Origin of the sequence: Sorangium sp. So ce590 (genome assembly GCF_051521365.1) — a bacterium.
GTDB lineage: Bacteria > Myxococcota_A > Polyangia > Polyangiales > Polyangiaceae > Sorangium.
In genome coordinates this window covers 4,787,126-4,812,780 of the sequence record NZ_CP150346.1, presented here as the reverse complement: position 1 = coordinate 4,812,780, position 25,655 = coordinate 4,787,126, and the positions used below count along the sequence as shown (strand labels likewise).

Below are 25,655 nucleotides of genomic sequence, written 5' to 3'. Positions count from 1 at the left end.
GCGCGCTCACGGCGCCTTGTAGACGAGCACCGGCCAGAGCCGACGAACGACGCGCACGAGCTCGCGCTGCGCCCGCATGACCGCGCCGATGTCCTTGTAGGCCGAGGGCGCCTCCTCGCGCAGCCGGTCGGCGAGGCGATGATCGAACCACACGCCCTCGGCCTCTCGCAGGAGCTGCCGCGCGCCGATCCGGCGGCGCGCTTCGCCCCGCGGCAGCGCGCGCCCGGCGCCGTGCGCTGACGAGCCGAGCGCCTCGGGGTGGCCGCGCCCCTCCACGTGGAAGCTCGGGCTCCCCATCGATCCGGGCACGACGCCCAGATCTCCCGCGCGGAGCCCCATCGCGCCCTTGCGGTGCACCCAGAGCGCGCGTCCGCCGTGCTCCTCGCGCCGGACGTGGTTGTGATCGACCTCCATGCGCGACGGCGCGTCGACCTCGACGCCGAACAGCTCGGCGAAGAGCGCCGCGGCCTCGGCCACCATGCGGCGGCGGCTCGCCCGCGCGTACCCCGCGGCCCAGGCCGCGTCGGCGAGGTACGCGCGCCCGGCCTCGCTGTCGGCCTCGAGGAAGCGAACCCCCGAGGGATCGCGCGCCGCGAGCGCCTCGTGGTGCTGCCGGATCGCCGGCCCCATGGCGCGCGAGCCGCTGTGGAGGAGCAGCCACAGCGCGCCCTCCTCGTCGCGCTGCACCTCCAGGAAATGGTTGCCCCGGCCGAGCGTGCCGAGCTCCATCCGGCCGTCGCGGCGCTTCATCGCCTCGAGCCGAGGCGCGCCGAGCCGGGCCTCGGCGAGATCGTCCGGCAGCGGCGGGGCGCTGGCGGCCGCGTGCAGGACGTACGGGACGCGGCGGTACAGCGCCGAGAGGAGCCGCGCCGCGCGGTCGCGATCCGCGAGAAGATCGGCGTCCGCGTGGAGCCGCAACGCGACCATGCCGCACCCGATGTCGCCGCCGACCGCCGCCGGCAGGAGGCGGCGGGTCGTGGCGGTCACCGTGCCGACGCACACGTCGTCGGCCACGTGCGCGTCGGGCATGACCGCGATGTGCGCGACGTCCTCGGTGCGCGCGAGCCGCGCGAGCGACGCGTCGAGCGCCGCGCCCGCGCCGTCCGGGAGCCACGCGGCGATGCGCGCGCTCACAGCTCTCCCTCCGGCGGCAGCACCTGGAAGGCGAGCGTCGGCGCGCGCTTGCGCGTGATCGCTCCCGCCACCTCCGCGCGCACGTAGCCGGCCACCCGCTCCAGCCGCGCCGCCGCCACGTCCGGCGGCGTGCCCGGCCCGACCTGCACGACCACCGCGAGCCGGCTCGCGTCGGGCGCCGGCTCCACCTCCACCACCCAGACGTCCTGCAGGACGTCATCGTGGAGCGCGGCGAGCGCGTCGCTCACCGCCTCCTGCACCTGACGGCAGAGCTGGCGCTCCTTGCGCTGCGCCTTCCGCGCCGCCGTCCCACCGAACAACGAACCTGCATCCACGACGGAGCCCGCGCCTTCGCGGCTCCGCGATCGATCTTTGCCCATGCCATGCTCCCGAGGGCGCGGCGACACACCAACGCGTCGGCCGCGCGGTTTCCAGCGACACGCGAGATGAGCTCGGGGATGTGAGCCTCGCTGGCGCGCTCAGCGGCGCGTCAGACCGAGGCTCGTCGACGCAATCGGGTGCATGGCGGGCCTCCTTCGCCGCGTAGGGTGCACGAGCGAGGGCAGGCGCGCAAGGCGCGCCCCGGCCGCGCTGCGGCGAGCCGTGCGCGCCTGCCTCTCCGGCGCTCGGAGGTCCGGCCGTCCCTGGCCGGACTCTTGGCGGGCGAGGCTAGGTGGCCTGGCGATACGTCTGCGCGGCGCACTGACGCTCGGCGACCTTCGCGGCGTAGCGGAGCACCCGGCGCGTGATGACCCTCATGAGCGGCGCCGTCAGGGCGTCCCAGAAGAACAGCTGCCGCCGCGTCCGCGTGTCGGTCGCGCGGATCCGCACCTCGTACGAGAGCATCGTCCGGCGCTGGCCGTAGGGCGTCACGACGAAGCTGGCCGCCGCCTTGATGTGGCCGGGGCAGTCGAACGCCTTGAACTCGGCGGCGGTTCGCCTCGCGAACAGGCTCTCCGTGCTCATCGGGCGCGCGATCGCGCCGACGACGATCTCGGAGCCTTCCTTCTCGGCGAGCTTGATCTGGCCGTAATCCTCGACGTTCTGGAGCGACACGCGCGCGGGCGCGGGCAGCGGCGCGAGGCGCAGCCTGCGCCGGGCGCGGCGCGCTTCGGCCACGCGGAGCGCGAGGGCCGCGCGCAGCAGGAGAGAGCGGCTCCTCGCGAAATCCACCCTCTTCAGCGCGGCGTACGTGACCTCCGGCGTCGCCATGACCACGATTTCCTCGTTCACGACGATGTCGGCTTCCGGCAGGAAAGACTCGAGCAGCGTCGGGCCGGCGGCGGATCGCTGCTGTCCCTGGAAGGAGCTCTCCGTCATGGCCTGTCCCTCTCCCTGTCGGTTCTCACCCTGTTCTGTCGAGATGTTCTGCATGGCGAACTACCCCCTGCGATGATTCATTGGGGCAGCCTCGACGGATCGCCAGCGGGTGTCTCCTGCTCCCGGCGATGAGCGCGTGGAGCACGCTTTACGGGCGAAACGCGGCGAGAGAGACCACGGTGGGAATCACGGCAAAAGCTCTGTGCTCTCGACGAAAGAAAAGCCGCCAGGAGAGCTGAGAGTTCTCTCTCTCTTGGCGTCACTGGCGCCCTGGCGGCGCGTCTCCTTCTTGACCGAGCACCGCTCGTGGGGGAGCCGGTGCTCAGCCCCTCGCGCGCCGGGAGGACTCCGCCATGCGGTGGGCGATGCGGAAGGCCATCTCCAGCGACTGGCGGTAATTCAGCCTCGGATCGCACAGGCTCGCGTAGCGCCGGTCGAGATCGGACTCCGTGAGACCCGCCCCGATGCACTCGGTGACATCCTCGCCCGTGAGCTCGAAGTGGACCCCGCCGAGGTGGGACCCGAGCGCCTCGTGCACCTCGAAGCTCGCCTCGATCTCGGTGAGGATGTCCTCGAAACTTCGTGTCTTGATCCCGCCGGCCGTCGTCTGGGTGTTGCCGTGCATCGGGTCGGACATCCAGAGCACCTTGCGCCCTGCCGAGCGCACCGCCTCGATGAGCGCCGGGAGCCCCTCGCGCACGCGGCCCGCGCCCATGCGCACGATGAGCATGATCTTGCCCGGCTCGTCCGCCGGGTTCAGCCGGTCGAGGAGGCGGATCAGCTCGGCGGGGAGCGTCTTCGGGCCGAGCTTGATGCCCACCGGGTTCTGGACCCCGCTGAAGAACTCGACGTGCGCGCCGTCGGGCTGCCGCGTGCGCTCGCCGATCCAGGGCAGGTGGGTCGTCAGGTCGTAGTAGCCGGGGCGGCGCGCGACCTTCCGCGTCTGCGCCGACTCGTAGTGCAGGTTGAGCCCCTCGTGGCTCGTGAAGAACTCGACGCGCGACAGCTCCCCGACAGGCACCTCGGCGAGCGCCTCCATGAACCGGAGAGCCTCCCCGACCTGATCGGTCATCCGCTGGTAACGCTCGCGCAGCTCGCCGGGCAGATCCGCCCGCTCGAGGAAGCTCAGATCCCAGTACTCCGGGTGGTGCAGATCGGCGAAGCCACCCTCCGACAGGGAACGGATGAAATTCAGGGTGAGCCCCGCATGCTGGTATCCCGCGATCATCAGGCCCGGATCCGGGCGGCGGGCGGCGGCCTCGAAGGGAGCACGGTTGATGAGATCCCCGAAATAGCTCGGCAAGCTCACGCCGTCGCGCGTCTCGACCTGGCTGGATCGCGGCTTGGCGTACTGCCCGGCGAAGCGCCCGAGGCGCACGACCGGCCGGCGGGCGCCGTGCACCAGCACGAGCGACATCTGCAGCAGGATCTTCAGCTTGTTCGTGACGATGTTCGGGCGGCAGTCGTCGAGCGTCTCCGCGCAGTCGCCCCCCTGCAGCACGAACCGGTGGCCGAGCTGCGCCTGGGCCAGATGGCCTTTGAGCCGCTCGACCTCCCACGAGGTCACGAGCGGCGGCAGCCCCCGGAGCCTCTCGACGACCGCCTCGACAGCGTCGGAATCGTCATAAGGGAGCGGCGCTGCGTTGGGACGTTCACGCCATGAATCTGGCGACCAGGATTGAGCAGGAACGTACATGAGTTGAGCCCTGATATGGCAAGGCTCCCACCCGCGCAACCCTCGGTCAACGGGATCGGCCCGCCGGCGCGATCACCGGCTCGCCGGCGCGTCGGCCGCCCCGGGCGATGGCCCGGTGCGCGCCTCGATCGCCTGGATTGCCGCCTTGATCTCCTTCGCGATCGAGGCGCACGGCGCCGCGCAGCGGCTCATTCCCAGAAAGCCGCACCCCTTGCTCTTGCCGGAGGTGAGCGGCGTGAGGACGTCGATCGCGCGCCGATCGCCGTCCGCCGCCGCGCGCTCCAGGAGCGCCTGCCTCGCCTTGCAGGAGGTGGCGACGCGGAGCTCGTGCGCGATGCGCAGCGCGGGCGTCGCCCGCTCCAGGACCGCGGCCTCCGCGAACCGCCGTGCGGCGCGCTCCTTCAGCGCAGAGGTGCCCACCGAGAGCTCGTAAAGAAGATCCGCCCCGTGGCTCCCCATGCTGCTCGCCATCAGCTCGAGCGCGGCCGACGCCGCCTCGGGAGGTCCGCCGGCGGCGCTCGAGAGGACGCGCTTCACGTCATCGTCCGACGCCGCCCCCCGATCGAGCTCCAGGAGCCGCTTCGCCGCGGCGAGCGCGGCGGCGTGGTAGGGCGGCGGGAGCGCGTGGCGCAGCATGAGGGCGCGGAAGATCGCTGGATCCTTGGGGTAGCGCACGGCGAGCGCCTCGAGCGGGAGCACGCCGCCCGCGGTCGCAGCGGCGAGCTCGTCGGCGGGGACCGCATCGCTCGGCCGCGGGACAACTGGACGCCGGAGCGTCGAGGCCGCGGGCGCGGCGCGCTCGGCGCTCGCGGCCTCCTCGAGCCGCGCGAGCGCGTCGCCGTCGCGCACCAGGGCGGCGGCGAGCACGACGGCCACGAGGACGGCCGCGCCGGCGCCCAGCCACTGCGCCGCGGCCGGCGCCCGCGTCAGCAGGGCGGCGCGCGATCCCGGGGCGCTGCCGCCCGCGGCGAGCACGGCGGTTGTCCCGGGGAGCGAGCCCGGCCGGTCGGGAGGGCTGGCCCGGCTGGCGCTCGTCCCGGGTGCCTGCGGTGCCATGCTCGCTCCCCTAACACAGGCGCTGGCCGAGGCCCATGGGCGGCGTCGCGCAGCCCCGCCGCGGGCTCATCGCCGCTGCGCTCGCCACTGGAACAGGGCGGCCGCGAGCGCGGCGCCCACGCTGATCAGGAAGAGCAGCGCGTCCCAGACCGGCCACGCGATGCCGATGGCGCGCTGCAGGAACACGGCCTCGAGCAGCCGCACCAGCAGCGACGCGACCCCGTAGGCCACGAGGGCGAGCACGACGGGCGTCGTGAGCCGCGGCGCGAGCGTGCTCAGCCTCGTGTCGTCGCGCCAGACGTGGCGGAAGACGTAGAAGCCGCCGAGCAGCCCGACGCCGAACAGGGCGCACAGGATCCCGAGCGTGAGCAGCGTGGCGCCCTGGCCCGACAGCGCGGCGGCGTCGCTCCGCGCCGCGCGCGCGAGGCCGGCAAGGCAGCTGACGAGGCCGGCGCCGAGCCACCCGAGGCCCAGGCTCGCCGAGAGGAAGACCATCTGCCGCGTCAGGTACGCCTCGGACGCGGCCGAGCCGGGCAGACCGAAGGCGTGCGAGAGCGTATAAGGTTTCCCGAGCACCACGGACGCGCGCGCGAGCGGCGCGCTGGACGGGCCCCCCGGCGGGGTCGCCTCCTCGAACGGCGCGAGCGCGCCGGCGAGCTCGCTCATCGAGGCGTGGCGCGCCTCCTTCTCCTTCGCCATGGCGCGCTGGACGACGAGCTCCAGGGCCGGCGGGATCTCCGGGTTCAGCGTCCCCAGCCCCGGCGGCTCCTCGGTCATGACGGCGAGCAGCATCGCCGTCGGGTCGCTGCGCTCGAAGGGGCGCTGCCCGGTGAGCGCGTGGTAGAGGACCGCGCCGACGGCGTAGATGTCGGCCCGGGCGTCGATCTCGTCCCCCTTCGCCTGCTCCGGGGCCATGTAGGCCGGCGTTCCGAGCACCATGCCGGTCCTCGTGAGCGCGGACGGCGCGGAGGTCTTCGAGATGCCGAAATCGAGGACCTTCACGGTGGGACACGCAGGGTCGCCCGTGAGGAAGATGTTCTCCGGCTTGATGTCCCGATGCACGACGCCCGCGGCGTGCGCGGCCGCGATGCCATCGCAGACCTCGCGCGCGATCCGCACCGCCGTGCCGACCGGCAGCCGTCCCCCGGACGCCGCGAGGAGCTCGCCGAGCCCCTGGCCGTCCAGGTACTCGGCGACGATGCACGGCCGGCCGTCGTCCAGCCGGTTCACGTCGAAGATCTCGACGATGTGCGGGCTCCGGACCGACGCCGCCGCCTCGGCCTCGCGCTGGAACCGCGCGAGGACGGTGGCCTGCTGGGCAAGCTCGGGGTGGAGCGTCTTCAGGGCGAAGCGCTTGCCCGGGATGCGGGTGTGGTGCGTCTCGTAGACGCGGCCCATGCCGCCCTCTCCGAGGAGGCGGATGATGCGGTACGCGCCCGCCACGGTGGTGCCGACGAGCGGGTCCGCCTCGACCGGCGGGTCGCCCGCCGCGCCCGCCGGGGAGGGAGGCGGTGGACGGACGGTGTCGGCGGTCGCGTAGTGCGCCGCCGCCGCGGGCCCCATGGAGACAGCATGCGGTCGGACCGTCACCGGGGCCGGGTCGTCTTCCGCCGCGTTCCCCGCAGGGGGAGGAGGAGGAGGACGGACCGTCTCCGCGGTCGTGGAGGGGGATGCAGCCGCGGCGGCCTGGGCCTGCGCTGCGCGAACGGCGGCCAGAGCGGCTTGCCGCTCTGTGTCGCTCATGACGCGGGTGGGTCCATCGCCCTCCTCGGGCGCCGACGAGGGCGCGCCTCCGGCCGAGCGGGATGAGGGTACGGCAGGGCTGCCCGAGCGACCGGGCGAAAAGCTCGAATCCGACACGCTCAGGGCCTCGCTCCCATGGATCCGGGTCGATCCTCGCCGGAGGCGGGGACCGACGATTCGTCGCCAACGCGCGGGCGAACACCGCACAGCGACGCTATCATGGATCGCGCCGCGCGAGGGCGCCGACATGCCGGACCGTGTTCGGCACGCGATGTCGAGGCGTTGGCGCGGCCGGTCCGGTTATCGCCGCACGGTGGTCGGAGGGTCAGCCCGTGGACTGCTCCGCCGGAGCCGGCTTCTGCTTGGCAGCCTTGCGCTTCTCCGCGTCGAGAAGGCCGATCCGCGCTTTCTGGCAGCGCTTCAGGCGCTTCTTCTTGAGCGGGGTGGCGAGCCATTCGTGACGCAGACGGACATTCCACTTCGGGGTATTGGCCATGATGGTAGGACTTTCTCTGCGAGGGGGGCGGAGACTACACAAACGTGCGGGGGCGTCAAGCTGTCAGTGGGGTCGCCCGCTGCGTATTTCCCGCGCTCGTCAACGTCGGTACGTCGGTCGCTCGCGAGATCCGCAGCTGGAGGCGAAGCCAGAGCGCGCGCGCGGCGGGCGCGGGGACGGGCGGGAACGCGCGCGCGGCGCGGAGCAGGGACGCGGCCGCGGCGTGGTGGGGGCGCTCCGACGCGGTGAGGGCGCGCAGGGCGCTCCGTCGCTCGGACGACTGGCGCGCGACCGCCGCGCGGAAGTCCTCGCGGGCGAGGCGCAGGCGGGAGCGGACCGTGTTCTCCTTGAGCTGGAGCTCGCGGGCGATGTCGGCCACCGCGACGCCGAGGAGGTCGTACATCACGAGGATCACGCGCCGCTCGGGCGCGACCTTCAGGAGCAGCGCCGTCACGATCTCGGCGCGGTCGGCGCTCGCGAGCGATTGCTCCGGCGTCGGCGTCGGGTCGCGCCCGTCGAACGGCCAGGACGCGCCGGCCCCGGAGGGGATCTCGCGGCGCCGGTGAGCGCGTGCGTGGTAGTGGCTCGTCTTTCGCCACGCGATGCCGAACAGCCACCGCTGCAGCGCCGCCTCGGGCGTGATGCGCAGGGGCGGCGGCCCGTCCGTGGGGGCCCCGGGCGCAGGCGCCGCGTGATAGCGCCACGGCTCGTAGCTCGGCAGGCTCCGGTGGGCCGCGAGGAAGACCTCCTGGAGCACGTCGTCGAGATCGTTCGTCTCGACGCCCAGCCAGCGGAGCGAGCGGTGCAGGAACGGAAGGCCCACGGCATAGACCGTCTCGAACGACGGCCGCGCCGGAGGGGAAGGCGGGGCGGGCGGCGTCATCCGTCGCCCCGTACCGCCGGGAAATCCGCGCCGGCGCAGGTGGGGTAGGGGCGCGGCGCGGGCCGACCGGCCGGCGGATCGAACGCCGGCGGCGGGCGGAGCCAGCGCTCGATCGGCTCGAGCTCGACGAGCATGTCGAGGGAGGTCCGGAGTGAGAGGCGGAAGTCGTCGTCCTCGGCCGCGCGAGCGCTGTGGAAGGCGACATAGAACAACACGGTGCCGAGCTGCATCGCCCGCGGATCTCCCCGGCGCTGCAGGAAGCGATCGGCGAGATCGCACAGGGCATGAAACAGGCGGCCTCCCGGACGACAGCTCCCGGGACCGCACACATCGAGGGTGGCGCACCGGCGGGCGCGCCGGGCCATGTTCTTCGTGGAAGACGCGCGCGACAGCGCCTTCGGAGGGCTCCGATTCGGCATGTTCCTGTCCACCATCAGCCTGGGGTTGACGATGAATGCGTGCTGCGCGCATCCATCTCCCTGGATTACGGAGAGCGCCTGGAGATGATTTCGTCTTGTGCTGTCGCGCGCCCGCGAGGCAGTGGAGCGGCGGGCGGTGGCGGCGATGACGGCGGGATGGACCGGCCGGTGTCCGTCCGCGAGATCGTCAATCCGGCACGGGCGTCAGCTGCACCTGGAGCTGGATTGGCGGGGCGCCGCTCCTTGCCTCGACGAGGCGGTCCCAGGCGAAGTAGCCGGCCTTCTCCACGGTGATGCGGTGCGTGCCGGGCGGCAGCGCGACGCCGCGGGCGGCGACGTAGGCGAGCGCGCCGATGTACTGGTCGTCGATCGTGACCGACGCGTCGGGCACGTTCCCCTGCACTCGCAGCGAGACCGTCGCCGGGGTCCGCGCGACGCACGAGGAGAGCCCGAGCAGGACGAGCGCCAGCGCGGCGCGCGTCCGCCTCGCGTTCCCGGCGGCCATCGTCACTCCCACTCGATGGTCGAGGGCGGCTTCGACGACACGTCGAGCACCACGCGGTTCACGCCGCGCACCTCGTTGATGATGCGCGAGCTCGCGCGCGCGATGAGGTCGTAGGGCAGCCGCGCCCAGTCGGCGGTCATGCCGTCGGTCGAGTGCACAGCGCGGAGCGCGATCGCCTCGTCGTAGGTGCGCTCGTCGCCCATCACGCCCACCGAGCGGACCGGGAGGAGCACGCAGAAGCTCTGCCAGAGCGACTCGTAGAGCCCGGCGGCGCGGATCTCCTGGTCGAAGATCGTGTCGGCCTCCCTGAGCACGCGGAGCTTCTCCGGCGTCACCTCGCCGAGGCAACGCACCGCGAGGCCCGGGCCGGGGAACGGCTGGCGGTAGAGGATCTCGCGCGGCATGCCGAGCGCCTCGCCGGCGGCCCGCACCTCGTCCTTGAAGAGCTCCCGCAGCGGCTCGATCAGGCCGAGGTTCATCCGCTCGGGCAGGCCGCCGACGTTGTGGTGGCTCTTGATGACGGCGCTCGGCCCCTTGAACGAGACGCTCTCGATCACGTCGGGGTAGAGGGTGCCCTGGACGAGCCACTTCGCGCCCTGGACGCGCTTCGCCTCCTCCTCGAACACCTCGATGAAGAGGCGGCCGATCACCTTGCGCTTCTGCTCGGGATCCACGACGCCGCGCAGCCCCTCGAGGAACCGCGCCGACGCGTCGACGGCGTCGAGGTTCATGTGGAAGTGGTCGCGGAACGTCCGCTCGACGGCCTCGGCCTCGCCCTCGCGCAGGAGGCCGTTGTCGACGAAGATGCACGTCAGCCGGTCGCCGAGGGCGCGCTGGCAGAGGACCGCGGCGACAGAGGAGTCGACGCCGCCCGAGAGGCCCAGGATGACGCGATCGTGCTGGCCGGCCTTCTCGCGGACCGCGGCGATCGCCTCCTCCACGAACGACGCGGGCGTCCAGGTCGGGGAGAGGCCGGCGACGTCGAAGAGGAAGGCGTGGAGGATCTCCTTGCCGCGCGGGGTGTGGACGACCTCGGGGTGAAACTGGAGGCCGTAGAGCTTGTCGCGCTCGCGGGCGACGGCGCAGAGCGGGCTGCCGGCCGTGGTGCCGAGCGCGACGAACCCCTCCGGCATCGCCGTGAGGCGATCGCCGTGGCTCATCCAGACGTCGATGGAGTCGCCCTCGGTGAGGCGGGAGAAGATGCCCGCCGAGCGCTCGACCCGCACCGTGGCGGGGCCGTACTCGCCGCCCGTGTGTGCGCGCTCGACCTTGCCGCCGAGGTGGTGCGCCATGAGCTGGAGCCCGTAGCAGATGCCCAGCGTCGGGACGCCGAGCTCCAGCACCTCGCGCGAGCAGTGGGGCGCGCTGTCTCCATACACGCTGGCGGGGCCGCCGGAGAGGATGAGCGCGCGCGGGGCGAGCCGGCGCAGCTCGGCGACGGGCACATCGAAGCGGTGGATCTCGCAGTAGACGCCAGACTCGCGCACGCGCCGGGCGATGAGCTGCGTGTACTGGGAGCCGAAATCGAGGATGACGACGAAGTCCCGCCGGGGTGAGAGCATGGCTGCCGCTAGCATGGCGGGGCTGGATCCGCCAGAGTCGGACGGCCGAGGCGCTGCGAGGCGCTGAACGCGCGCCCGCCCGCCGCGCCGGCGTCACGGCTGCGTGGGCGGCGGCGGGGTGGGCGACGGCGGCGCGTCCGGCGACGGGGCGAGCAGCGGCGCGCCCGGCGTCGCCGCCGGCTCGTCCGGCGGAGCAACGGGCGTCGCCGGCGCGCCGTCGGCGGGCGCGCCGCCGTCGAAGGCGCGCGGGCGCTCGTACTCGGGCGGCGGACCGGCGGGGAGCGGCTTGGGTGCGGAAGACGAGCACGCCGCGGCGAGGAGCGCGGCGATCGCGGCGATCTGCGAGGCGTGGTGAGGGCGTGTCATAGCTCCACTCCGCTCCCCCCGGCGTTCCCGGAAGGAGCCGGATCCGGCGGTGTTTCGGGAACATGGAACGGATCGGGCGGTATCTGGAGGCCCTCCGGATCGGTGAACGGCGAGGAGGGCATGGAGGGTGCCGGCGGCGCCGCCTCGAGCGGCGCGCCGCGCGCGTTCGGCGCCGCGAGCGGGATGCCCGTGCTCGGCGGGGCGGGCGCGTCCTCGGCTGCGTCCGCGCCGCCGCACGCCGCAGGCGCGAGCGCCGCGAGGAGCGCGGCGAAGAGCGCCGCCCAGCGCCGCGCAGGCGTGCGACAGGCCGGGCGGGAGCGGGGTGCGAAGGACGCCTGGCTCGAGCTTCGGAGATCGCCGGACACGGCGGGTACGCTAGCACGGAGGCGAAGGAGAACGGTTGGCCCGCGCAGGGAGGCGAGCTAGGTTCCCGCTGTGGAACAGAGCAACGTCGATCTCGGCAACGTCGATCTCGGCAACGTCGATCTTGAGAGCACGCTGCGCGCCCTCTGCGTGCGCGCCCGGGCGGCTGCCCGGGCCCTCGCCCCGCTGGACCGGGCCCAGAAGGACCGCGCGCTGCGCGCCGTCGCCGAGCGGCTGCGCGCCGAGGCCGGCGAGGGCAAGCGCTCCGCCGTGCTGGCCGCGAACGCCGAGGACGTGGCCGCGGCGCGCGCCGCGGGCCTCTCCGAGGCGCTCGTCGACCGGCTCGTGCTCGACGAGGCGCGGCTCGCGTCGATCGCCGGCGCGGTGCTCGATGTCGCCGCCGCGAGCGATCCGGTCGGGCAGGTCGTCGGGATGGAGCGGCGGCCGAACGGGCTCCTCGTCGGGCAGGTGCGCGTCCCGCTCGGCGTGATCGCCATGATCTACGAGTCGCGCCCCAACGTGACGGTCGACGCCGCGGTGCTCTGCCTGAAGAGCGGCAACGCCGCGATCCTCCGCGGCGGCAAGGAGGCGTCGCGCTCGAACGCGGCGCTCGGCGCGCTGCTCTCGGACGCGCTGCGCTCGGTCGGGCTGCCGGCCGACGCGGTGCAGATCGTCCCCTCGCTCGATCGCGCGGCCACGCGCATCCTGCTCGGCATGACCGGCATGATCGATCTGGCCATCCCGCGCGGCGGCGAGGGGCTCATCCGGTTCGTGGCCGAGAACGCGCGCGTCCCCGTGATCCAGCACTACAAGGGCGTGAACCACCTCTACGCCGACGCCGGGTGCGACGTCGAGATGGCCTGCCGCCTCGTCGAGAACGGCAAGCTCCAGCGCCCCGGCGTCTGCAACGCGCTCGAGTGCCTGCTCGTGCACGAGAGCGTCGCCGCGCCGCTGCTCGGGCGCGTCGCCGCGCTCGCGGAGCGCGGGCTCGAGCTGCGCGGCGACGAGGCCACCTGCGCGCTCGTGCCGTCGGCGCGCAGGGCCTCGGAGGACGACTACGGGCAGGAGTTCCTCGCGCCCGTCCTCGCGGTGCGGGTGGTGCGGTCGCTCGACGAGGCGATCGAGCACATCGGCCGCTACGGGTCGCTGCACACCGAGGTCATCTGCACGCCGCGCTACGAACACGCGCAGCGGTTCCTGCGCGAGGTCGACGCGAGCTGCGTGCTCGTGAACGCGTCGTCCCGGTTCAACGACGGCGGCGAGCTCGGTCTCGGCGCGGAGATCGGCATCTCCACGACGAAGCTCCACGCCTACGGCCCGATGGGGCTCGCGAGCCTGACGGCGCTCAAGTGGATTGCATACGGCGAGGGCCAGACCCGCTGACGCGGGCGAGACGATGGGCGCCCGGCGACCGAGCAGGCGCAGAAGAAAGCGAGAGAACGTTGGCGACGAAGAAGGACGCAGGCAAGGCGAACAGCAAGCCGCGGGCGAAGTCGGGGTCGAAGGCGGACGAGAGCGCGGAGCCTCGCCCTCCGGCGCGGAAGAAGGCGAGCACGGCCAAGGCGGGCGCGGCCGGGCGCGCGTCGTCCACGGCGAAGACGAAGCGGCCGGCGTCGCCCCGGATCCGCGCCTCGCACGCGGGCGTCGGGGACGCCGCCGCGAAGAAGGCGGCGCGCGCGCGCCGCGCGGCCGGCGCGGGCGACGAGGTCGAGCCGCTGGAGCGCCGGGCGCGGCCGATCCCGGCGGATCGGCCGGCGACGCGGGCGCGGCCGATCCCGGCGGATCGGCCGGCGACGCGGGCGCGGCGTCCGGCGCGGGACGAGGGCGACGCGCCGCGGCCCGCGCGAGGCGGCGAGGGCGGCGCGAAGGCGATGCTGCCGCTCGCGGGGCGGTCGCCGGCGCGGGGCAAGTCGCCGCTCGCCGGCCCGAAGCGCTCCGGCCCGCGCCGGAGCGCGCCGCCGCCGGCCCCCGAGCCGTCGGCGGCGGCGCGCGAGCTCGCGCTGGCGCTGGCCGCGGCGGGGCTCGACAAGAAGGCGATCGGCGTCGAGATCCTGGAGGTCGTCGGGCGCGTCGACTACGCGGACTACCTGGTGATCATGACTGGCCGCTCCGACCGGCACGTCCACGCGATCGCGACGGGCCTGGAGGAGGCCGTGCGCAAGGAGAAGCTCGCCCCGCTGTCGATGGAGGGCCTCGCCGCGGCGACCTGGGTGCTGATCGATTTCGGCGACGTGGTGGTGCACGTGTTCCAGGAAGAGACGCGCCGCCTGTACGACATCGAGGGCCTCTGGATCGACGCGGGCCGCGTCCCGGTCCCGGAGGAGAGCCTGCCGCCGGGGGCGCAGCCTGCCCCTCGGTTCGATCCGGACTGAGCGCCCATGCGACTGGTCGTCGCCGCCGTCGGGCGGGTGAAGGACAAGCCGCTGCGCGCGGCGATGGATGAGTACCTCGGCCGCATCCGCCGCTACGTGGCGTGCGACGAGATCGAGATCCCGGACGGCCCGCCGGCGAAGGTCGGGCCGCTGCTCGCGCGCGCGTCGGCGGGGGCGAGCGTCATCGCCATGGAGGTGAACGGCAAGGCGCTCGGCAGCGAGGCGTTCGCGGCCGGGGTGGAGCGGTGGGGCTCGCGCGGCAAGGGGGTGGTCACGTTCCTGATCGGCGGCGCGGACGGCCTGCCGGCCGACGTGTCCGCCGCGGCCGACGACCGGTGGAGCCTGTCGCCGCTCACGTTCCCGCACCGCCTCGCGCGGCTCGTGCTGATCGAGCAGCTCTACCGCGCGATGACGCTGCTGCGCGGCGAGCCGTACGCCCACTGACGCGCGGTGTTCCGGCGGCCCGCGGCGGCCGCCGGCGCCGCGGCCCTCGGGCCGGTCACTCCCTGGGCCAGTCGGGGGACGCGAGGTCCATCGGACCGTTGAACCAGGACGCGTAGGCGGCCTCGTCGGCCTTCTTGTACTCGCCGAAGGTCTCCTCGAAGTACTCGCCCCAGTGGGGCTTTCGGCCGTCGACGTCGGTGAAGCCGTACTCCCGGGCGAGATCCCACGAGCTGAAGACGCGGCCGGCCTTCGCCGCGACGTTCGGGTCGGCGGCGAGCGCCGCGACGGCGCGGCCCACGTAGAACGGGGTCTCCGAGGCGATGAAGTGCGGGTCGCTGGCGGTCGCGTCGCGCCAGTTCTCCTCGGTCACGCCGAAGCCGTCGAGCATGGCCTCCGAGCGCAGGAAGCCGGGCGTGATCGCGAGCGCCGTCATGGCGGGGTGGCGGCGCAGCTCCCAGGCCATGGCGAAGGCGAGGCGGATGACCGACATCTTCGCCAGATCGTAGAAGAGGTTGCCGCGGTAGCCGAAGTTGTCGCCGTCGGTGACCTCGACGAGGAGGCCGCGGTCGCGCTCGAGCATGAGCGGCACCGCGTGGCGGCTCGTGATGATGTGCGAGGTGACGGCCCGCTCGAGCAAGATCTTGCCCTTGGCCAGCGAGAGCTTCCAGAACGGCTGGCCGAACTCGGTGAGCTCGTCGCCGCCCCAGACGTCGTTGACCAGGACGTCGAGCCTCCCTTGCTCGCGCCGGATCCGGGCGCAGAGCGCCTCGACCTGCTCCTCGTCGGTGTGGTCGACCTGCGCGTCGATGCCGCGTCCTCCGCGCGCGCTCACGAGCTCGGCGGTCTCCTCGATGGTCTCCGGGCGCTGCCCCGTGGCGGGGCGGCCGCGGACGCTGCGGCCGGTGCAGTAGACCGTCGCGCCGGCCTCGCCGAGCGCGCACGCGATGGCGCGCCCCGCGCCGCGCGTGGCGCCGGCGACGAGGGCGATCTGTCCTTCAAGCGGTCTCATTCGCTGTCTCCTCCTTGAGCGCCGGGGCTCGCGGCGGCGCGGGATCCTTGCGGTGCGGCGCTGCGGCTTCGGTCGTCCGGGGACGCTACGGGACGATTCCTGACACCTCCTGTCATGAATTGCGCGTAACCTCGGTGCCGGGTCGGATCGGTATCCGGCGCCACGCGGGGGCCACGGAAGGTCAGTCATGCGCGCGGACCGGCTGCTCAGCTTGCTCTTGCTCCTCCAGCAGGCGAAGAGCCGGCAGCTGACGGCCGAGGAGCTCGCGCGCCGCCTGCAGGTCTCGGCGCGGACGATCTACCGGGACCTCGACGCGCTGTCGTCCGCGGGCGTGCCCGTCTATGCGCACCGCGGCCCGAACGGCGGGATCGCGCTGCTGGAGGGGTGGCAGACGAGCCTGACGGGGCTGACGCAGCCCGAGGTGCAGGCGCTCTCCGCGATCGCGGCGCCCGGGGCCCTGGCGGACATCGGGCTGTCGGCGGCGCTGCAGAGCGGGCTGATCAAGCTGTCGGCGGCGCTGCCGGTGGTGCAGCGATCGGCGGCCGAGCACGCGCGGCAGCGGCTCCACGTCGATTCGTCGGGGTGGTTCCAGGGGAGGGAGGTGGTGCCGCACCTCGAGGTCCTGCGGGAGGGGGTCTGGCAGGATCGCAAGGTGTGGCTCGCGTACCGGGATTTCGACGGCGTGGCGAGCGAGCGGGTGGTGGACCCGTACGGGCTCGTGATCAAGGCCGACCGCTGGTACCTCGTGGCCGGGACGGAGCGGGGGCCGAGCGTGTTCCGTGGGGCGCGCGTCGAGGGGGCGCGGCTCCTGGACGAGGGGTTTGCGCGGCCGGAGGGGTTCGATCTGGCCGCGTGCTGGAGGGCGTGGTGCCAGCGGTTCGCGGAGCGCAGGGCGAGCTACGTGGCGACGTTGCGCGTGACCGAGGAGGGGGAAGCGGCGCTCCGGCGGATCCGGCCCAGCGGCGAGCACGAGCGGTGGGGGCAGGGGAGGTGCGGGCGCGACGGGGCGAGGACCGTGACGGTCGACTTCGAGCGGGAGGCGATCGCGGTCTCGCAGATCATCGGGCTGGGCCGCGGCGTCGAGGTGCTCGAGCCGGCGGCGCTGCGGGCGCGGCTCGAGGCGATCGCGGCGGACCTCCGCGCGGTGTACGGGGCGCGCGATGCGGCGCGGGCGCAGGCGAGCGCCGGGGTGGCGGCGCCGCCGCGGAGGCTGCGACGCCGGAAGGCGGCGATGTAGAAGCGCGCGGAGGGGATGTGGGTGATCGAGGAGCGATCAGCGCACGCGATGCCGGCGGAGCGGGTCAGGGGACAGGGCTTCGGTGCGCGAGCGTGAAGGGGAGAGCGTCCACTCGTTTCTCATGGAGAGATTCCCCCTGGCATTCGTTGTGGTGAGCCGCGCCAGGCCTCGCCGGACGCAAGGCCTGAGTCCTGGTGACTCACCTGGATCCCCGCGAGGTCAATCCATCGGCACCGCGCGGCCGCGCACCCAGGTCCCGACGATCCGGATCCACCTGATCTGGTCGGCCGGTGTGGTCAGCGGGTTGGCGCCGAGGCGGACCAGGTTGGCGCGCTTGCCGGCGGCGAGCGTGCCGATGGTGTCGTCGATGCCGAGCTGCCGCGCCGGGTAGATCGTCACGCCCTTCAGGGCCTCGAGCGCGTCGATCGCGAGGTCCTCCCCGAGCACGGCGCCGGTGGCGGTCTGCCGGGTGATCGCGGTCTGCATGTACATCAGAGGGTCCGGCAGTGACGTCGCGTAGTCGCAATGGAACGAGAAGGGCATGCCGCGGTCGAGCGCGTCGCGGACGGCGTCGAGGCGCTCGGCGCGCGGGGCGCCGAGGATGTTGTCGCGGAAGGTGTCGCCCCAGATAGCGATGTGGTTCGTGAGGTACGTCGGTGTGACGCCCAGGGACATCATCGTGTTGTACTGCTCGGGCTTCGTGACGGTGCAGTGCTCGATGCGGTTGCGGAAGCCCGAGCCCTCGCCGTAGGCGTACTTGATCGCCTTGAGCGCCATGTCGAGGCCCTGGTCGCCGTTCGCATGGACCAGCACCCCCCAGTTGTCGTTGCGCGCTCGCCCGATGAGCGTGTTCATGTCGTCCTGGCTCCAGTCGGCCTCGCCGTTCGTGGTCTGCTGGCGGAGGCCCTCCGGCGTCACCGGCGCCAGATAGTCCTCGGTGAGGTATCCGGTGTAACCTTGCGTCGAGCCGTCGGCCCACAGCTTCACCGCCGGGATCACCAGCGCCCCGTACGAGCCGGTCGCGCCGGCGCGGGCCGGCATCAAGAGCCCGTCGATCTGCGGCGATTCACCGCCGGGCGGATAGAGGCTGGTGAGATCGATCGAGCCGACGATGTCCGTCGAGATCGGCAGCGCCGCCATCAGGTGATAGACCTCGAGCTCTTCCTTGAGCTTGCCGCCGATGCCGACCGCTGGATCGGCGACGGTGGTGACGCCCCTCATGTGCGCGGTGTGGAGGAAGCCGAACATCGCGTCGATGGCCGCGAGCGGGTCGAGGCCGGCATGGTCGAGGAACGGCTTGAACGTCGGCGGCTCGAACATCACGCCGGTGAGCTTGCCGCCCTTGGCGTCGTACCAGCCGCCGTCGATGGGCGGCGGGTGGTCCGCGTCGGTGATCTTGCAGGTCGCGAACGCGCTCGAGTTGGCGTAGGCGATGTGGCCCGACGCGTTCTCGACGAAGACGTTGACGTTCTGCGAGTTGGGCAGCGCGTCGAGAACATCGAACCCGAGCTGCGGGAAGCCCAGCTCCTTGTTGAACGCGAGCAGCGACGGATCGAAGTTCATGAAGAACTTCCAGGCTCCCGTCGGCAGCTGCGCGATCTCGCGGGCGATCTTCTCCAGCACCTTCTCGTAGGTGTCGAGCTCCGGTGAGTGACGCAGGTCGACGCTGTACGTCGTCTGGGTCGCCGCGACGATGTGCGCGTGGGCCTCGACGAAGCCGGGCGCGAGGGTGTCGCCGCCGAGATCGATCGTGACGGCGCCGGGCCTCGCCTCGCGGGTGATCCGGTCGGCGTCGCCGACGTCGACGATCGTCTCGCCAGTGACGGCGACCGCGGTGACCTGCTCGCCGGCCACGGTCGGCTCGGCGAGCAGGAAGGTGCCGTTGACGAAGATCAGATCAGCGGTCGATGGGGCCGGCGCCTGCCGGCGCGCCCCCGCCGCACCTATCGCCTCCCTGGTGATCGCGCCGGTCGAGACCAGATGCTTCCACGATGCATTGCTGCAGCAGCTCATCCGGTATGAATAACAGGACCCCACGAGCGCGCGGCCCCGGAACGTCGCTTGCAGTCTCGAAAAGCTCCGGTGCCCAAACCTTCTGGCTTCGGCGTTTGGGCTCGAAGCAGGACCCGACCTGATCCAGCGTGGGGATGTCGCCGTCCTGCCACTTGGCCGCGTCGAAGGGCTGGTCGATGGGCAGCTTGTTCACGTTGCTGTTGCCGAACGCCTCGAAGGCGTCTCCCATCCAGTCCTCTTCACCATAGATCTGGGAGGCGGTCTGGACGGTCGCCCCGGCGCTCGTCGACGCTCACGGGGGCCGGACGATGACGCGCGGCGTCATGCGTGCTCGAGCACCACGCCCTCGATGATGTTGGCGACGTCCTCGCAGCGGTCGCTGGCGTTCTCGAGCTGATCGTAGATGTCACGCCACTTCAGCACGAGCAGCGGGTCGGTGCCCTGCTTGAAGAGCGCCGCCAGCGCCCCGCGGTAGTGCGTGTCGGCGGCGTTCTCATGGCGGTTGATCTCGACGCAGAGCTCGAGCAGCCGGGCGCCGTCCTTCACGTCGCGGAGCGAGCTCGTGGCCGCGCTCATGGTGACGCACGCGGCCACCACCGACTCCGCGAGGGGGCGCGCCTCCGCCATCGTGGTCTCGATCTCGAAGAGGACGATTCGCTCGCTGGCGGCCTCGATGCAATCGAGCACGTCGTCGAGCCGGGTGATCAACGCGTGGATCTCCTCCCGATCGAGGGGGGTGATCCAGGTCTTGTGCAGCGCGGCGAGGCAGCGGTGCGTGATCCGGTCCCCCTCGTGCTCGATCTCCTTGATCTTCCTGGCGATGGTCGGGGCGTCCTCCAGCCGGTCGAGCATGTCCAGGAGGAGCTTGCTCGCGATGACGCTCTTCTGGGCGTGCTCGGCGAGGGCGTCGAAGAAGACCGCGTCCTGGGTCAATCCCATGCCGTGTGATACTCCGGCATCGCCGGGCTCGTCAATGCGGGCAAACGAACAAGGCACCTCGTGGATAAATGCAGAACGTCGGAGTCGCCTCCGCCTCTGGCGCGGTCCACCTCCGGCGCTTGCTTCTGTCACCTGCGACGACGTCGACACCACCGCAGCAGCCCGAGATACCGTTGCTCCGGACCGGCGAGCCCGCCTGTCGGCCGCTCACTCCGGAAAGAACGTCTCGACCGTGAGCGCCGGCGTCCCCTCCGCGTGGACCCCGCCGAGCAGCGCGAGCGTCCCGTTCGGCGCGGGCACAACGGTCGCGCCGCGCCGCGGCTCCCGCAGCGGCAGCTCCTCGACGTGCGCCGCCGCGAGGTCGACCACGAAGCTCCTGGTCAGCCCGCCCGCGCCGGCCTCGGAGCCCACGGCGAGGAGGCGCCCGCCGGGCAGCGCGAATGCCGCGACGTCGACGACCGCCGCCGGCAGCGCGGCGCCCGCGACCTCCACGGCGGCACACGCGCCGACGCACCCCGGCGCGAGCCGGCGGGTCGGCGCCGCGGCGCCGCCCCGCACCCCGCCGACCAGCACGATCTCCCCGGGCACCGTCACCGCGGCGCCGGCGCCCCGCGCGGCGTCCGGCGGGAACGGCCGCGGCTCGAACGCGGTCGCGCCGTCGCCGAGCACCTCCAGCCCGGCGACGTCCGCGCCCCCGCCCGCGACGACCAGGCCCACGCCCTCCACCCACACGGCCGCCGCGCCGGCCCGCGCGTGCCGGAGCCTCGCCACCGAGAGCGCCTGGTCCGCGCCGACGACCAGCACCGCGTCCGAGGGCTCGCCCGGCGCCTCCGCGGTCTGCCCCGCGCGCGCCGCGCCCACCACGAACGAGCGCCCGTCCGCGGCCTCGACGGTCCGGCCGCCCGCCACCTCCGCGAACGAGCCGAGCCCCGCGGGCAGCGACGCCTCGGCGCTCTGCCCCGACGCCACATCGGTCCAGGTCGCGCCCTCGTCGTCCAGGGTGAGCAGCAGGTTCGCCCGGACGACGAGCGATCGCGCCGCCCGCGGGAGCGCGCCGCCGGATGCGCTCCCGCCCCACGCCGCGAGGTCGTACCCGTCGATCCGCGCCGGATCGACGTCATCCGCCGCGGCGCCCCCCGCGACGGCGCCGCCGGTGAGCATCAGGTAACGCTCCGCCAGCGCCGCGCCGGGCGCGCCGACGCGCGACGCCGCGAGTTCGCCCGGCGGCCGCGCCCAGCCGCCGATCCGCTGGGCGAAGAGCGGCAGCACCTCGCCCGTCAGCCCGGCGAGGTAGATGCCCGACGCGGAGCGCCCGCGCACCACGGTCGCCCCGCCCGCGTCGACGCCGCGCACCTCGAACGTGTACGCCCGCTCCGCCGGGATCTCGCCGAGATCGAGCTCCCCGCCCGGCGCCGCCGACGCGGACACGGCCACGTCCCCCTCGACCGCCTTCGCGATCACCTCGATCCGGGTGACGGGCGGGTCGTCCTGGAAGGCGGCCGCCTCGTGCCCTGGCACGACCTCGATCGTGAGCGTCCGCGGCCCGTCGGCGCAGCTCGGGAGCAGCAGGCCGATCGCGGGCAGGACACGGCCCATGCGCAGGGTCTTCATGAAGGCGGAGTCTTAGCGCCTCGGCCGCGCGAAAGGCCAGCGGAGGCGCCGGACGGCCCCGTGGCGGCGCGCAAGTGAGGCGGCCCTGGGCACCCCGGACGCTCGCGGAGCCGGACGCTCACGCGCGCCCCGTCGCCGGCCGAGAATTTTTCCCGCAGCCGCCACGCGTGCGAGGCTGCCCGGCCCGAGCCGAGGCGCGGGCTCACCGCCGGGCGCGCTCCATCCAGCGCGCGCTCGTGCAGCGATCGGACCCCTCCGGCGGATGTAGGATAAAGTAAGACACGAAAGTTGTCGCGTATCGGCCGGGCAGGGTAGACGGGTTGAGGAGGCAGCATGAGGCGCAGCAAAGGCGAGAGCATGGACACCGGGGCGGTGCGGAACCTCGAGGAGATCCAGGAGGAGGATCCCGGGGCTCGCCCGTCGCGCGCGGGCGCCCTCGTGCTGGCCTCGCTCGGCGGGGCGTGCATCGTCTTCGCGGCGGTGGCGCTCCTGCGCGCGCCGCACCGCGAGAAGCCGGTCAGCGCCGATCCGCTCGGCGATCTTGTCGCGCGCGCTCATCCGGCCGGCGTGAAGCCGGCCCCGCGCCGCGCCACGATCGGGGCGGACGTGACCTTTCCTGCGATCCTGTCGGACGCGGAGCACCCGACGACGGCGCTCGAGGCCGTGCGCGACCCGCGGGCGGCCAAGGCGGCCGCCGCTGATCGGCTGCCGGCCGCTGACGCCGGTCCGCCGCTCGCCGCGGACCGGCTCCCCGTGGTCTCGCTGCCGGCGCAGCACGTCCTCGGGCCCTCGGGGGGCGAGGTCGCTCCGAACGACACGCTCACCGCGATGGCTCGCCACGTCTCCCGCGAGGAAGGGCCCGAGATCGAGCACGGCGGGCCGGGCAGCTACCAGCTCCAGGTGAGCTCGTTCAAGGAGCCCGCCGACGCGGAGGGCTTCGCGGCGGCGCTGCGCCGCCGTGGCCACAAGGCGTACGTTGAGCCGGCGTACGTGAAGGGCCGCGGCCTCTGGCACCGCGTGCGGATCGGTCCCTTCAAGTACAAGCGCTCGGCCGTGATCTACCGGCAGGAGTTCGAGGCCAAGGAGCGCCTCGTGACGTTCATCGTGGATCCGCCGAAGACCACGGTGAAAGTGGCGGCGAGCCCCGGCGACGACGCATAGAGCAGGGGCTCGGGACGGCGCCCGCCGCGTCAGCCCCGCGGCCGGCGCGCCGCCTCCGAGAGCGCCGCGGCCGGCGTGAGCGCGCAGGACAGCACCCCCTTCGCCCCAGCGAGCTGCCCGGCGAGCCCGGACAGCGCCGCGCCGCGGCCCTTCAGCACCATGACCTGGAGCACCCGGCCCTCGTCGAGGCGGACCAGCAGGCTGGAGACCACCGACCCGGCGTGCTGCTCCTCCAGCGCGGAGATGCGCTGCACGAGCTCCCGCACCTCGGGCGCGTAGACGACGGTCAGCGTCGCTGCCACCTCGGCGCCCTCGTCCCAGGCGGCGCGCGTCAGGTCCGCGCGGACCAGATCCCGCAGCGCCTCCGAGCGGTTCTCGTATCCCTGCGCGGTGATGCGCCGATCGAACTCGGCCAGCAGCGCTCGATCCATCGCCACGCCGAAGCGGACCAGGTCGCTCATCGTGGGCGCAGGCTAGCGGGGCATGGGTCCGGGCGGGAAGGGGGCTCGCCACCCGGAGAGCGCTCGGCCGGCGTCAGGGCGAGCGCCGCGCCGGCCGAGCGCTCGGCCGCCCGCTCGGCCCTTGCGCCGCTCAGCTCTTGCGCCGCTCGAGGTGCCGCCTCGCGGCGTCCTTCACCGGCGAGGTCACGTTCTTGCTCTTCGAGACGCCCCGGAGGTCCGACTCGCGCAGGTGCTGGACGAGCCGCGTCGCGACGAGCACCGGCGTCCTCGGGTTCTCCACGAGGTTCCGCTTCACCGTGTAGCTCTTCATCCACTCCGGCGTGGTCGCGATGATCCGCAGCACCTCGTCCGAGATGTTCCGGTTGCGGGTGATGAGGACGACCTCTTCCTCCTGCATCTGCGGGCTGCGCACGGCGGCGCTGGCCACGAGGCGGTTCGAGTCGCGCACGAGCAGCATGCGCTCCTCGCGCGAGCCGAGCATCGCCCGCCGGATCCGCTGCGACATGGTCATGTCGGCGAGCCGCTTGTAGAGCGGGACGTACTGCTCCTTGATCTCCTCTTTCCCTTCCTCGTCCTCGACGTGGGTGTCGACCGTCTCCTCGGCCGCGAGCGCCTCCGCGAGCGCCTGCGTCTCGGCGAACAGCACGTCGTCCGGCGTGGGCTCCGGCGACGGCTCCGCGATGAGCTCGTCCTTGATCGCGATGCTGACCTCGCGCCACGCCGGGATGCCGGTGAGCTCGACCCCGTTGCGCGCGGCGAGGTCGACGAGGCGATCGGCCGTCGACATCCGCGTGTGCTTGTTGAGGTAGAGCCGCTCGATGATGCGCGGGCCCTTGAGCAGCCGCTCCTCGTTGACGGCGATGAGCTCGGTCACCGCCTCGCCCCCGGTCCGCGCGAGCTCCTCGAGCGTGTCGGCGGCGATGCCCGGCATCGCGCAGAGCCGCTCGACGACCGGGAGGCGGTCCGCGTACAGGTGGGCCAGCCGGTCGATGACGAGCGGCTGCAGCTCCCCGCCGAGCGCGCCCTGGAGGAGCGGGTCGGGGAGCGCCGACAGCGTCTTGTCCGCGGCCGCGCGGGCGGGCTCCTCCTCGCGTGACGCGAGCAGGACGAGCAGCGTGACCACCTCGCCCGGCTTGAGCCCGGGGGCGATGCCGCGCGCCGCCATGTCGCGGAGCTTCTGCGGCGCCCCCGGCTGCGCCATCTTCTGCGCGGGCGCCGAGAGGGCGCCGACGTCGATCGGCGCAATCATCGCGGGGTCCTCCCCGGCGCGGCCGTGCTGCAGCGGGGCGAGCGCGTCGCCTCTCGGGCGGCGGAGCTCGGGATCTCGGATGGCGCCGGCGCCCGCGGCGCGGGTTTCCTCGGTTGCGCCGGTGGCGCGAGCGAAGCGACGGACATGCGGTCCTCCCCGGCGGGCATTGCTGCCCTGCGATCTGCGGATTATCCTGAGGCCGCTGTGTGCCTGAACGGCGCGGCGATCGTCAACGTAGAACGAACAGCGCAGGCCGAGATGCGCCATCTGCCGAAATGAGCCCGAGGTCCCGGGGGGCAGGGTACCGGCAGGCCCGTCACATCCAGCACACCGAAGAGGAGCGCGACATGGGGATTTTCGATTTCGTGAAGAGCGGCGTCCGCGAGATGATGATCGCGCGCCCGGACGCAGCGAAGCATCTCATCGTCTACAAGCACCCGGACCAGAACGTCCCCTTCTGGTCGCAGCTGACCGTCGACAGCGATGAGTGTGCCCTCTTCTTCAAGGACGGGCGATATGTGGGTTACCTGCCGACGGGGCGCCACACCCTCCAGACGCAGAACATCCCGTTCCTGAACAACCTCGTCAACAAGTTCACGGGCGGGGACGTCTTCATCGCCGAGATCTTCTTCGTCAAGACGCAGCCGGTCCGCGGCGTGCCCTTCGGCGGGCCGCTGGAGTCGATGGAGGATCCGACCCTCTACGAGTTCGTGACGCCGCGCATCTTCGGTGAGTTCTCGCTGGTCGTGGTCGACCCGGTGCGGTTCGTCGTCGGCTACCACGGCCAGTGCGGCGGCAGCGGCGACAACGACGTCGTCCTGAGCTGGATCAAGGGCAAGTTCTTCATGAGCGTGAAGACCGTGATCGGCCAGGTCTGCGCGCAGCAGCAGAAGAGCCTGCTCAACCTCGGCGGCATGAGCATGGAGCTCGGCGCCCGCATCGTGCAGTCCGCGCCGAATCTCGAGGAGATCGGCTGCAAGATCCTCGAGATCGGCAACTTCAACATCAACTTCTCGGCCGAGGACCAGAAGCTCCTCCGCGAGGCGAACAAGGCGCGCGGCGAGGCGCGCCGGGGCATCGGCGTCGCGCAGGACTCCGCCCGCGCGAAGCAGTTCGAGCTCGATCAGCGGTTCCAGCAGGACGCGCGGTACGTGCAGCAGCTGGCGGGCAACTGGCAGAACTACGCCGCCGGCCAGGCGATGATGGGGGCCGGCCAGGGCATGGCGCAAGGCGGCGACGGCAGCGGGGTCGCGGGGCTGGGCGCCCAGGTGGCGATCGGCGCCGGCCTGGCGCAGGCGATGAACCCCGCGTTCGCGGCGCAGGGGCAGCCCCAGTTCGTGCCGCCGCACATGCAGCAGCAGGGCTACCCGGGCGCGCCGCAGCAGGGCTACCCGGGCGCGCCGCAGCAGGGCTACCCGGGCGCGCCGCAGCAGGGCTACCCGGGCGCGCCGCAGGCCGCCCCGGCCGCGGGGCCGTCCATCGAGCAGCGCCTGGAGCGCCTCGCGGAGCTCAAGAACAAGGGCCTCATCACGGACGAGGAGTTCCAGGCCCGCAAGGCGAAGATTCTGGAGGAGATCTGAGTCCTTCCGGCCGTTCCGCCCGCCGCGCCCGGCGAA

26 protein-coding genes are annotated in these 25,655 nt (G+C 73.0%); 6 read left to right on the top strand and 20 right to left on the bottom strand.

Going from position 1 to position 25,655, the window contains the following annotated elements; all coding sequences use genetic code 11:
- Positions 1–6: 6 nt before the first annotated feature.
- The 13 genes from WMF28_RS18080 to WMF28_RS18020 form a co-directional block, all read right to left on the bottom strand.
- On the bottom strand, positions 7–1,134 hold the full coding sequence (locus WMF28_RS18080) for an RtcB family protein (protein WP_437603486.1): 1,128 nt from the start codon (positions 1,132–1,134) through the stop codon (positions 7–9).
- Positions 1,131–1,514, bottom strand: a complete 384-nt coding sequence (locus tag WMF28_RS18075; RefSeq protein ID WP_437603485.1) for a ribosome-binding factor A — start codon at positions 1,512–1,514, stop codon at positions 1,131–1,133. The genes WMF28_RS18080 and WMF28_RS18075 overlap by 4 nt, the downstream gene beginning before the upstream one ends.
- A gap of 289 nt (positions 1,515–1,803) precedes the next feature.
- Positions 1,804–2,454 (bottom strand): hypothetical protein, encoded by a 651-nt coding sequence (locus WMF28_RS18070; protein WP_437603484.1) that lies wholly within the window; start codon positions 2,452–2,454, stop codon positions 1,804–1,806.
- Positions 2,455–2,776: 322 nt separating this feature from the next.
- Complete coding sequence (locus WMF28_RS18065; RefSeq protein WP_437603483.1) at positions 2,777–4,150, bottom strand: 3-deoxy-7-phosphoheptulonate synthase class II; 1,374 nt, start codon at positions 4,148–4,150, stop codon at positions 2,777–2,779.
- Between the two features lie 72 nt (positions 4,151–4,222).
- On the bottom strand, positions 4,223–5,206 hold the full coding sequence (locus tag WMF28_RS18060; protein ID WP_437603482.1) for a hypothetical protein: 984 nt from the start codon (positions 5,204–5,206) through the stop codon (positions 4,223–4,225).
- A gap of 66 nt (positions 5,207–5,272) precedes the next feature.
- On the bottom strand, positions 5,273–6,949 hold the full coding sequence (locus WMF28_RS18055; RefSeq protein ID WP_437603481.1) for a serine/threonine-protein kinase: 1,677 nt from the start codon (positions 6,947–6,949) through the stop codon (positions 5,273–5,275).
- A gap of 325 nt (positions 6,950–7,274) precedes the next feature.
- Positions 7,275–7,445: a hypothetical protein gene (locus tag WMF28_RS18050; protein WP_437603480.1), complete on the bottom strand. Its 171-nt coding sequence runs from the start codon at positions 7,443–7,445 to the stop codon at positions 7,275–7,277.
- 55 nt (positions 7,446–7,500) lie between these two features.
- Entirely contained in the window at positions 7,501–8,328 is an 828-nt protein-coding gene (locus WMF28_RS18045) for an RNA polymerase sigma factor (protein WP_437603479.1), read from the bottom strand.
- Positions 8,325–8,747 carry a hypothetical protein gene (locus tag WMF28_RS18040; RefSeq protein WP_437603478.1) on the bottom strand — a complete coding sequence of 141 codons (423 nt, stop codon included), beginning with the start codon at positions 8,745–8,747 and terminating at the stop codon, positions 8,325–8,327. The genes WMF28_RS18045 and WMF28_RS18040 overlap by 4 nt, the downstream gene beginning before the upstream one ends.
- Positions 8,748–8,934: 187 nt before the next feature.
- Complete coding sequence (locus WMF28_RS18035; protein WP_437603477.1) at positions 8,935–9,252, bottom strand: PEGA domain-containing protein; 318 nt, start codon at positions 9,250–9,252, stop codon at positions 8,935–8,937.
- 2 nt (positions 9,253–9,254) lie between these two features.
- On the bottom strand, positions 9,255–10,829 hold the full coding sequence (gene guaA / locus WMF28_RS18030) for a glutamine-hydrolyzing GMP synthase (protein ID WP_437603476.1): 1,575 nt from the start codon (positions 10,827–10,829) through the stop codon (positions 9,255–9,257).
- A gap of 78 nt (positions 10,830–10,907) precedes the next feature.
- On the bottom strand, positions 10,908–11,180 hold the full coding sequence (locus WMF28_RS18025; protein ID WP_437603475.1) for a hypothetical protein: 273 nt from the start codon (positions 11,178–11,180) through the stop codon (positions 10,908–10,910).
- A complete protein-coding gene (locus WMF28_RS18020) occupies positions 11,177–11,545 on the bottom strand; it encodes a hypothetical protein (protein ID WP_437603474.1) in 369 nt (122 codons plus the stop codon). The genes WMF28_RS18025 and WMF28_RS18020 overlap by 4 nt, the downstream gene beginning before the upstream one ends.
- A gap of 70 nt (positions 11,546–11,615) precedes the next feature.
- Between WMF28_RS18020 and WMF28_RS18015 the strand changes: the two genes are divergently transcribed.
- From WMF28_RS18015 to WMF28_RS18005, 3 genes are read left to right on the top strand one after another with little or no spacing between them, the layout of a single operon-like run.
- Complete coding sequence (locus WMF28_RS18015) at positions 11,616–12,926, top strand: glutamate-5-semialdehyde dehydrogenase (RefSeq protein WP_437603473.1); 1,311 nt, start codon at positions 11,616–11,618, stop codon at positions 12,924–12,926.
- 59 nt (positions 12,927–12,985) lie between these two features.
- Positions 12,986–13,915, top strand: a complete 930-nt coding sequence (gene rsfS / locus WMF28_RS18010) for a ribosome silencing factor (RefSeq protein WP_437603472.1) — start codon at positions 12,986–12,988, stop codon at positions 13,913–13,915.
- A 6-nt stretch (positions 13,916–13,921) separates the two neighbouring features.
- On the top strand, positions 13,922–14,359 hold the full coding sequence (locus WMF28_RS18005; protein WP_437492872.1) for a 23S rRNA (pseudouridine(1915)-N(3))-methyltransferase RlmH: 438 nt from the start codon (positions 13,922–13,924) through the stop codon (positions 14,357–14,359).
- Positions 14,360–14,414: 55 nt separating this feature from the next.
- On the opposite strand, the gene WMF28_RS18000 is transcribed toward WMF28_RS18005, so the two are convergent.
- Positions 14,415–15,368 (bottom strand): SDR family oxidoreductase, encoded by a 954-nt coding sequence (locus WMF28_RS18000; RefSeq protein ID WP_437603471.1) that lies wholly within the window; start codon positions 15,366–15,368, stop codon positions 14,415–14,417.
- Between the two features lie 187 nt (positions 15,369–15,555).
- On the opposite strand from WMF28_RS18000, the gene WMF28_RS17995 reads away from it, so the two are divergent.
- Positions 15,556–16,605: a helix-turn-helix transcriptional regulator gene (locus WMF28_RS17995; RefSeq protein ID WP_437603470.1), complete on the top strand. Its 1,050-nt coding sequence runs from the start codon at positions 15,556–15,558 to the stop codon at positions 16,603–16,605.
- 219 nt (positions 16,606–16,824) lie between these two features.
- Here WMF28_RS17995 and WMF28_RS17990 read toward each other — a convergent pair whose 3' ends face one another.
- From WMF28_RS17990 to WMF28_RS17975, 4 genes are all read right to left on the bottom strand, one after another.
- A complete protein-coding gene (locus WMF28_RS17990) occupies positions 16,825–18,459 on the bottom strand; it encodes an amidohydrolase (RefSeq protein WP_437603469.1) in 1,635 nt (544 codons plus the stop codon).
- Positions 18,460–18,502: 43 nt separating this feature from the next.
- The gene (locus WMF28_RS17985; protein WP_437603468.1) at positions 18,503–18,847 is read right to left on the bottom strand and encodes a hypothetical protein; all 345 of its coding nucleotides are present in this window, start codon (positions 18,845–18,847) and stop codon (positions 18,503–18,505) included.
- A gap of 92 nt (positions 18,848–18,939) precedes the next feature.
- Positions 18,940–19,557: a DUF47 domain-containing protein gene (locus WMF28_RS17980; RefSeq protein WP_437603467.1), complete on the bottom strand. Its 618-nt coding sequence runs from the start codon at positions 19,555–19,557 to the stop codon at positions 18,940–18,942.
- Between the two features lie 207 nt (positions 19,558–19,764).
- Complete coding sequence (locus tag WMF28_RS17975; protein WP_437603466.1) at positions 19,765–21,168, bottom strand: hypothetical protein; 1,404 nt, start codon at positions 21,166–21,168, stop codon at positions 19,765–19,767.
- 333 nt (positions 21,169–21,501) lie between these two features.
- On the opposite strand from WMF28_RS17975, the gene WMF28_RS17970 reads away from it, so the two are divergent.
- Positions 21,502–22,329: an SPOR domain-containing protein gene (locus WMF28_RS17970; RefSeq protein WP_437603465.1), complete on the top strand. Its 828-nt coding sequence runs from the start codon at positions 21,502–21,504 to the stop codon at positions 22,327–22,329.
- A gap of 29 nt (positions 22,330–22,358) precedes the next feature.
- Here the strand turns inward: WMF28_RS17970 and nikR are convergent, their stop codons facing one another.
- Positions 22,359–22,790 (bottom strand): nickel-responsive transcriptional regulator NikR, encoded by a 432-nt coding sequence (nikR, locus tag WMF28_RS17965; RefSeq protein ID WP_437492845.1) that lies wholly within the window; start codon positions 22,788–22,790, stop codon positions 22,359–22,361.
- A 130-nt stretch (positions 22,791–22,920) separates the two neighbouring features.
- On the bottom strand, positions 22,921–24,039 hold the full coding sequence (locus tag WMF28_RS17960) for a hypothetical protein (RefSeq protein ID WP_437603464.1): 1,119 nt from the start codon (positions 24,037–24,039) through the stop codon (positions 22,921–22,923).
- A gap of 347 nt (positions 24,040–24,386) precedes the next feature.
- Here WMF28_RS17960 and WMF28_RS17955 point away from each other — a divergent pair, with 347 nt between their 5' ends.
- Positions 24,387–25,619 (top strand): SPFH domain-containing protein, encoded by a 1,233-nt coding sequence (locus WMF28_RS17955; RefSeq protein ID WP_437603463.1) that lies wholly within the window; start codon positions 24,387–24,389, stop codon positions 25,617–25,619.
- Positions 25,620–25,655: the final 36 nt, after the last annotated feature.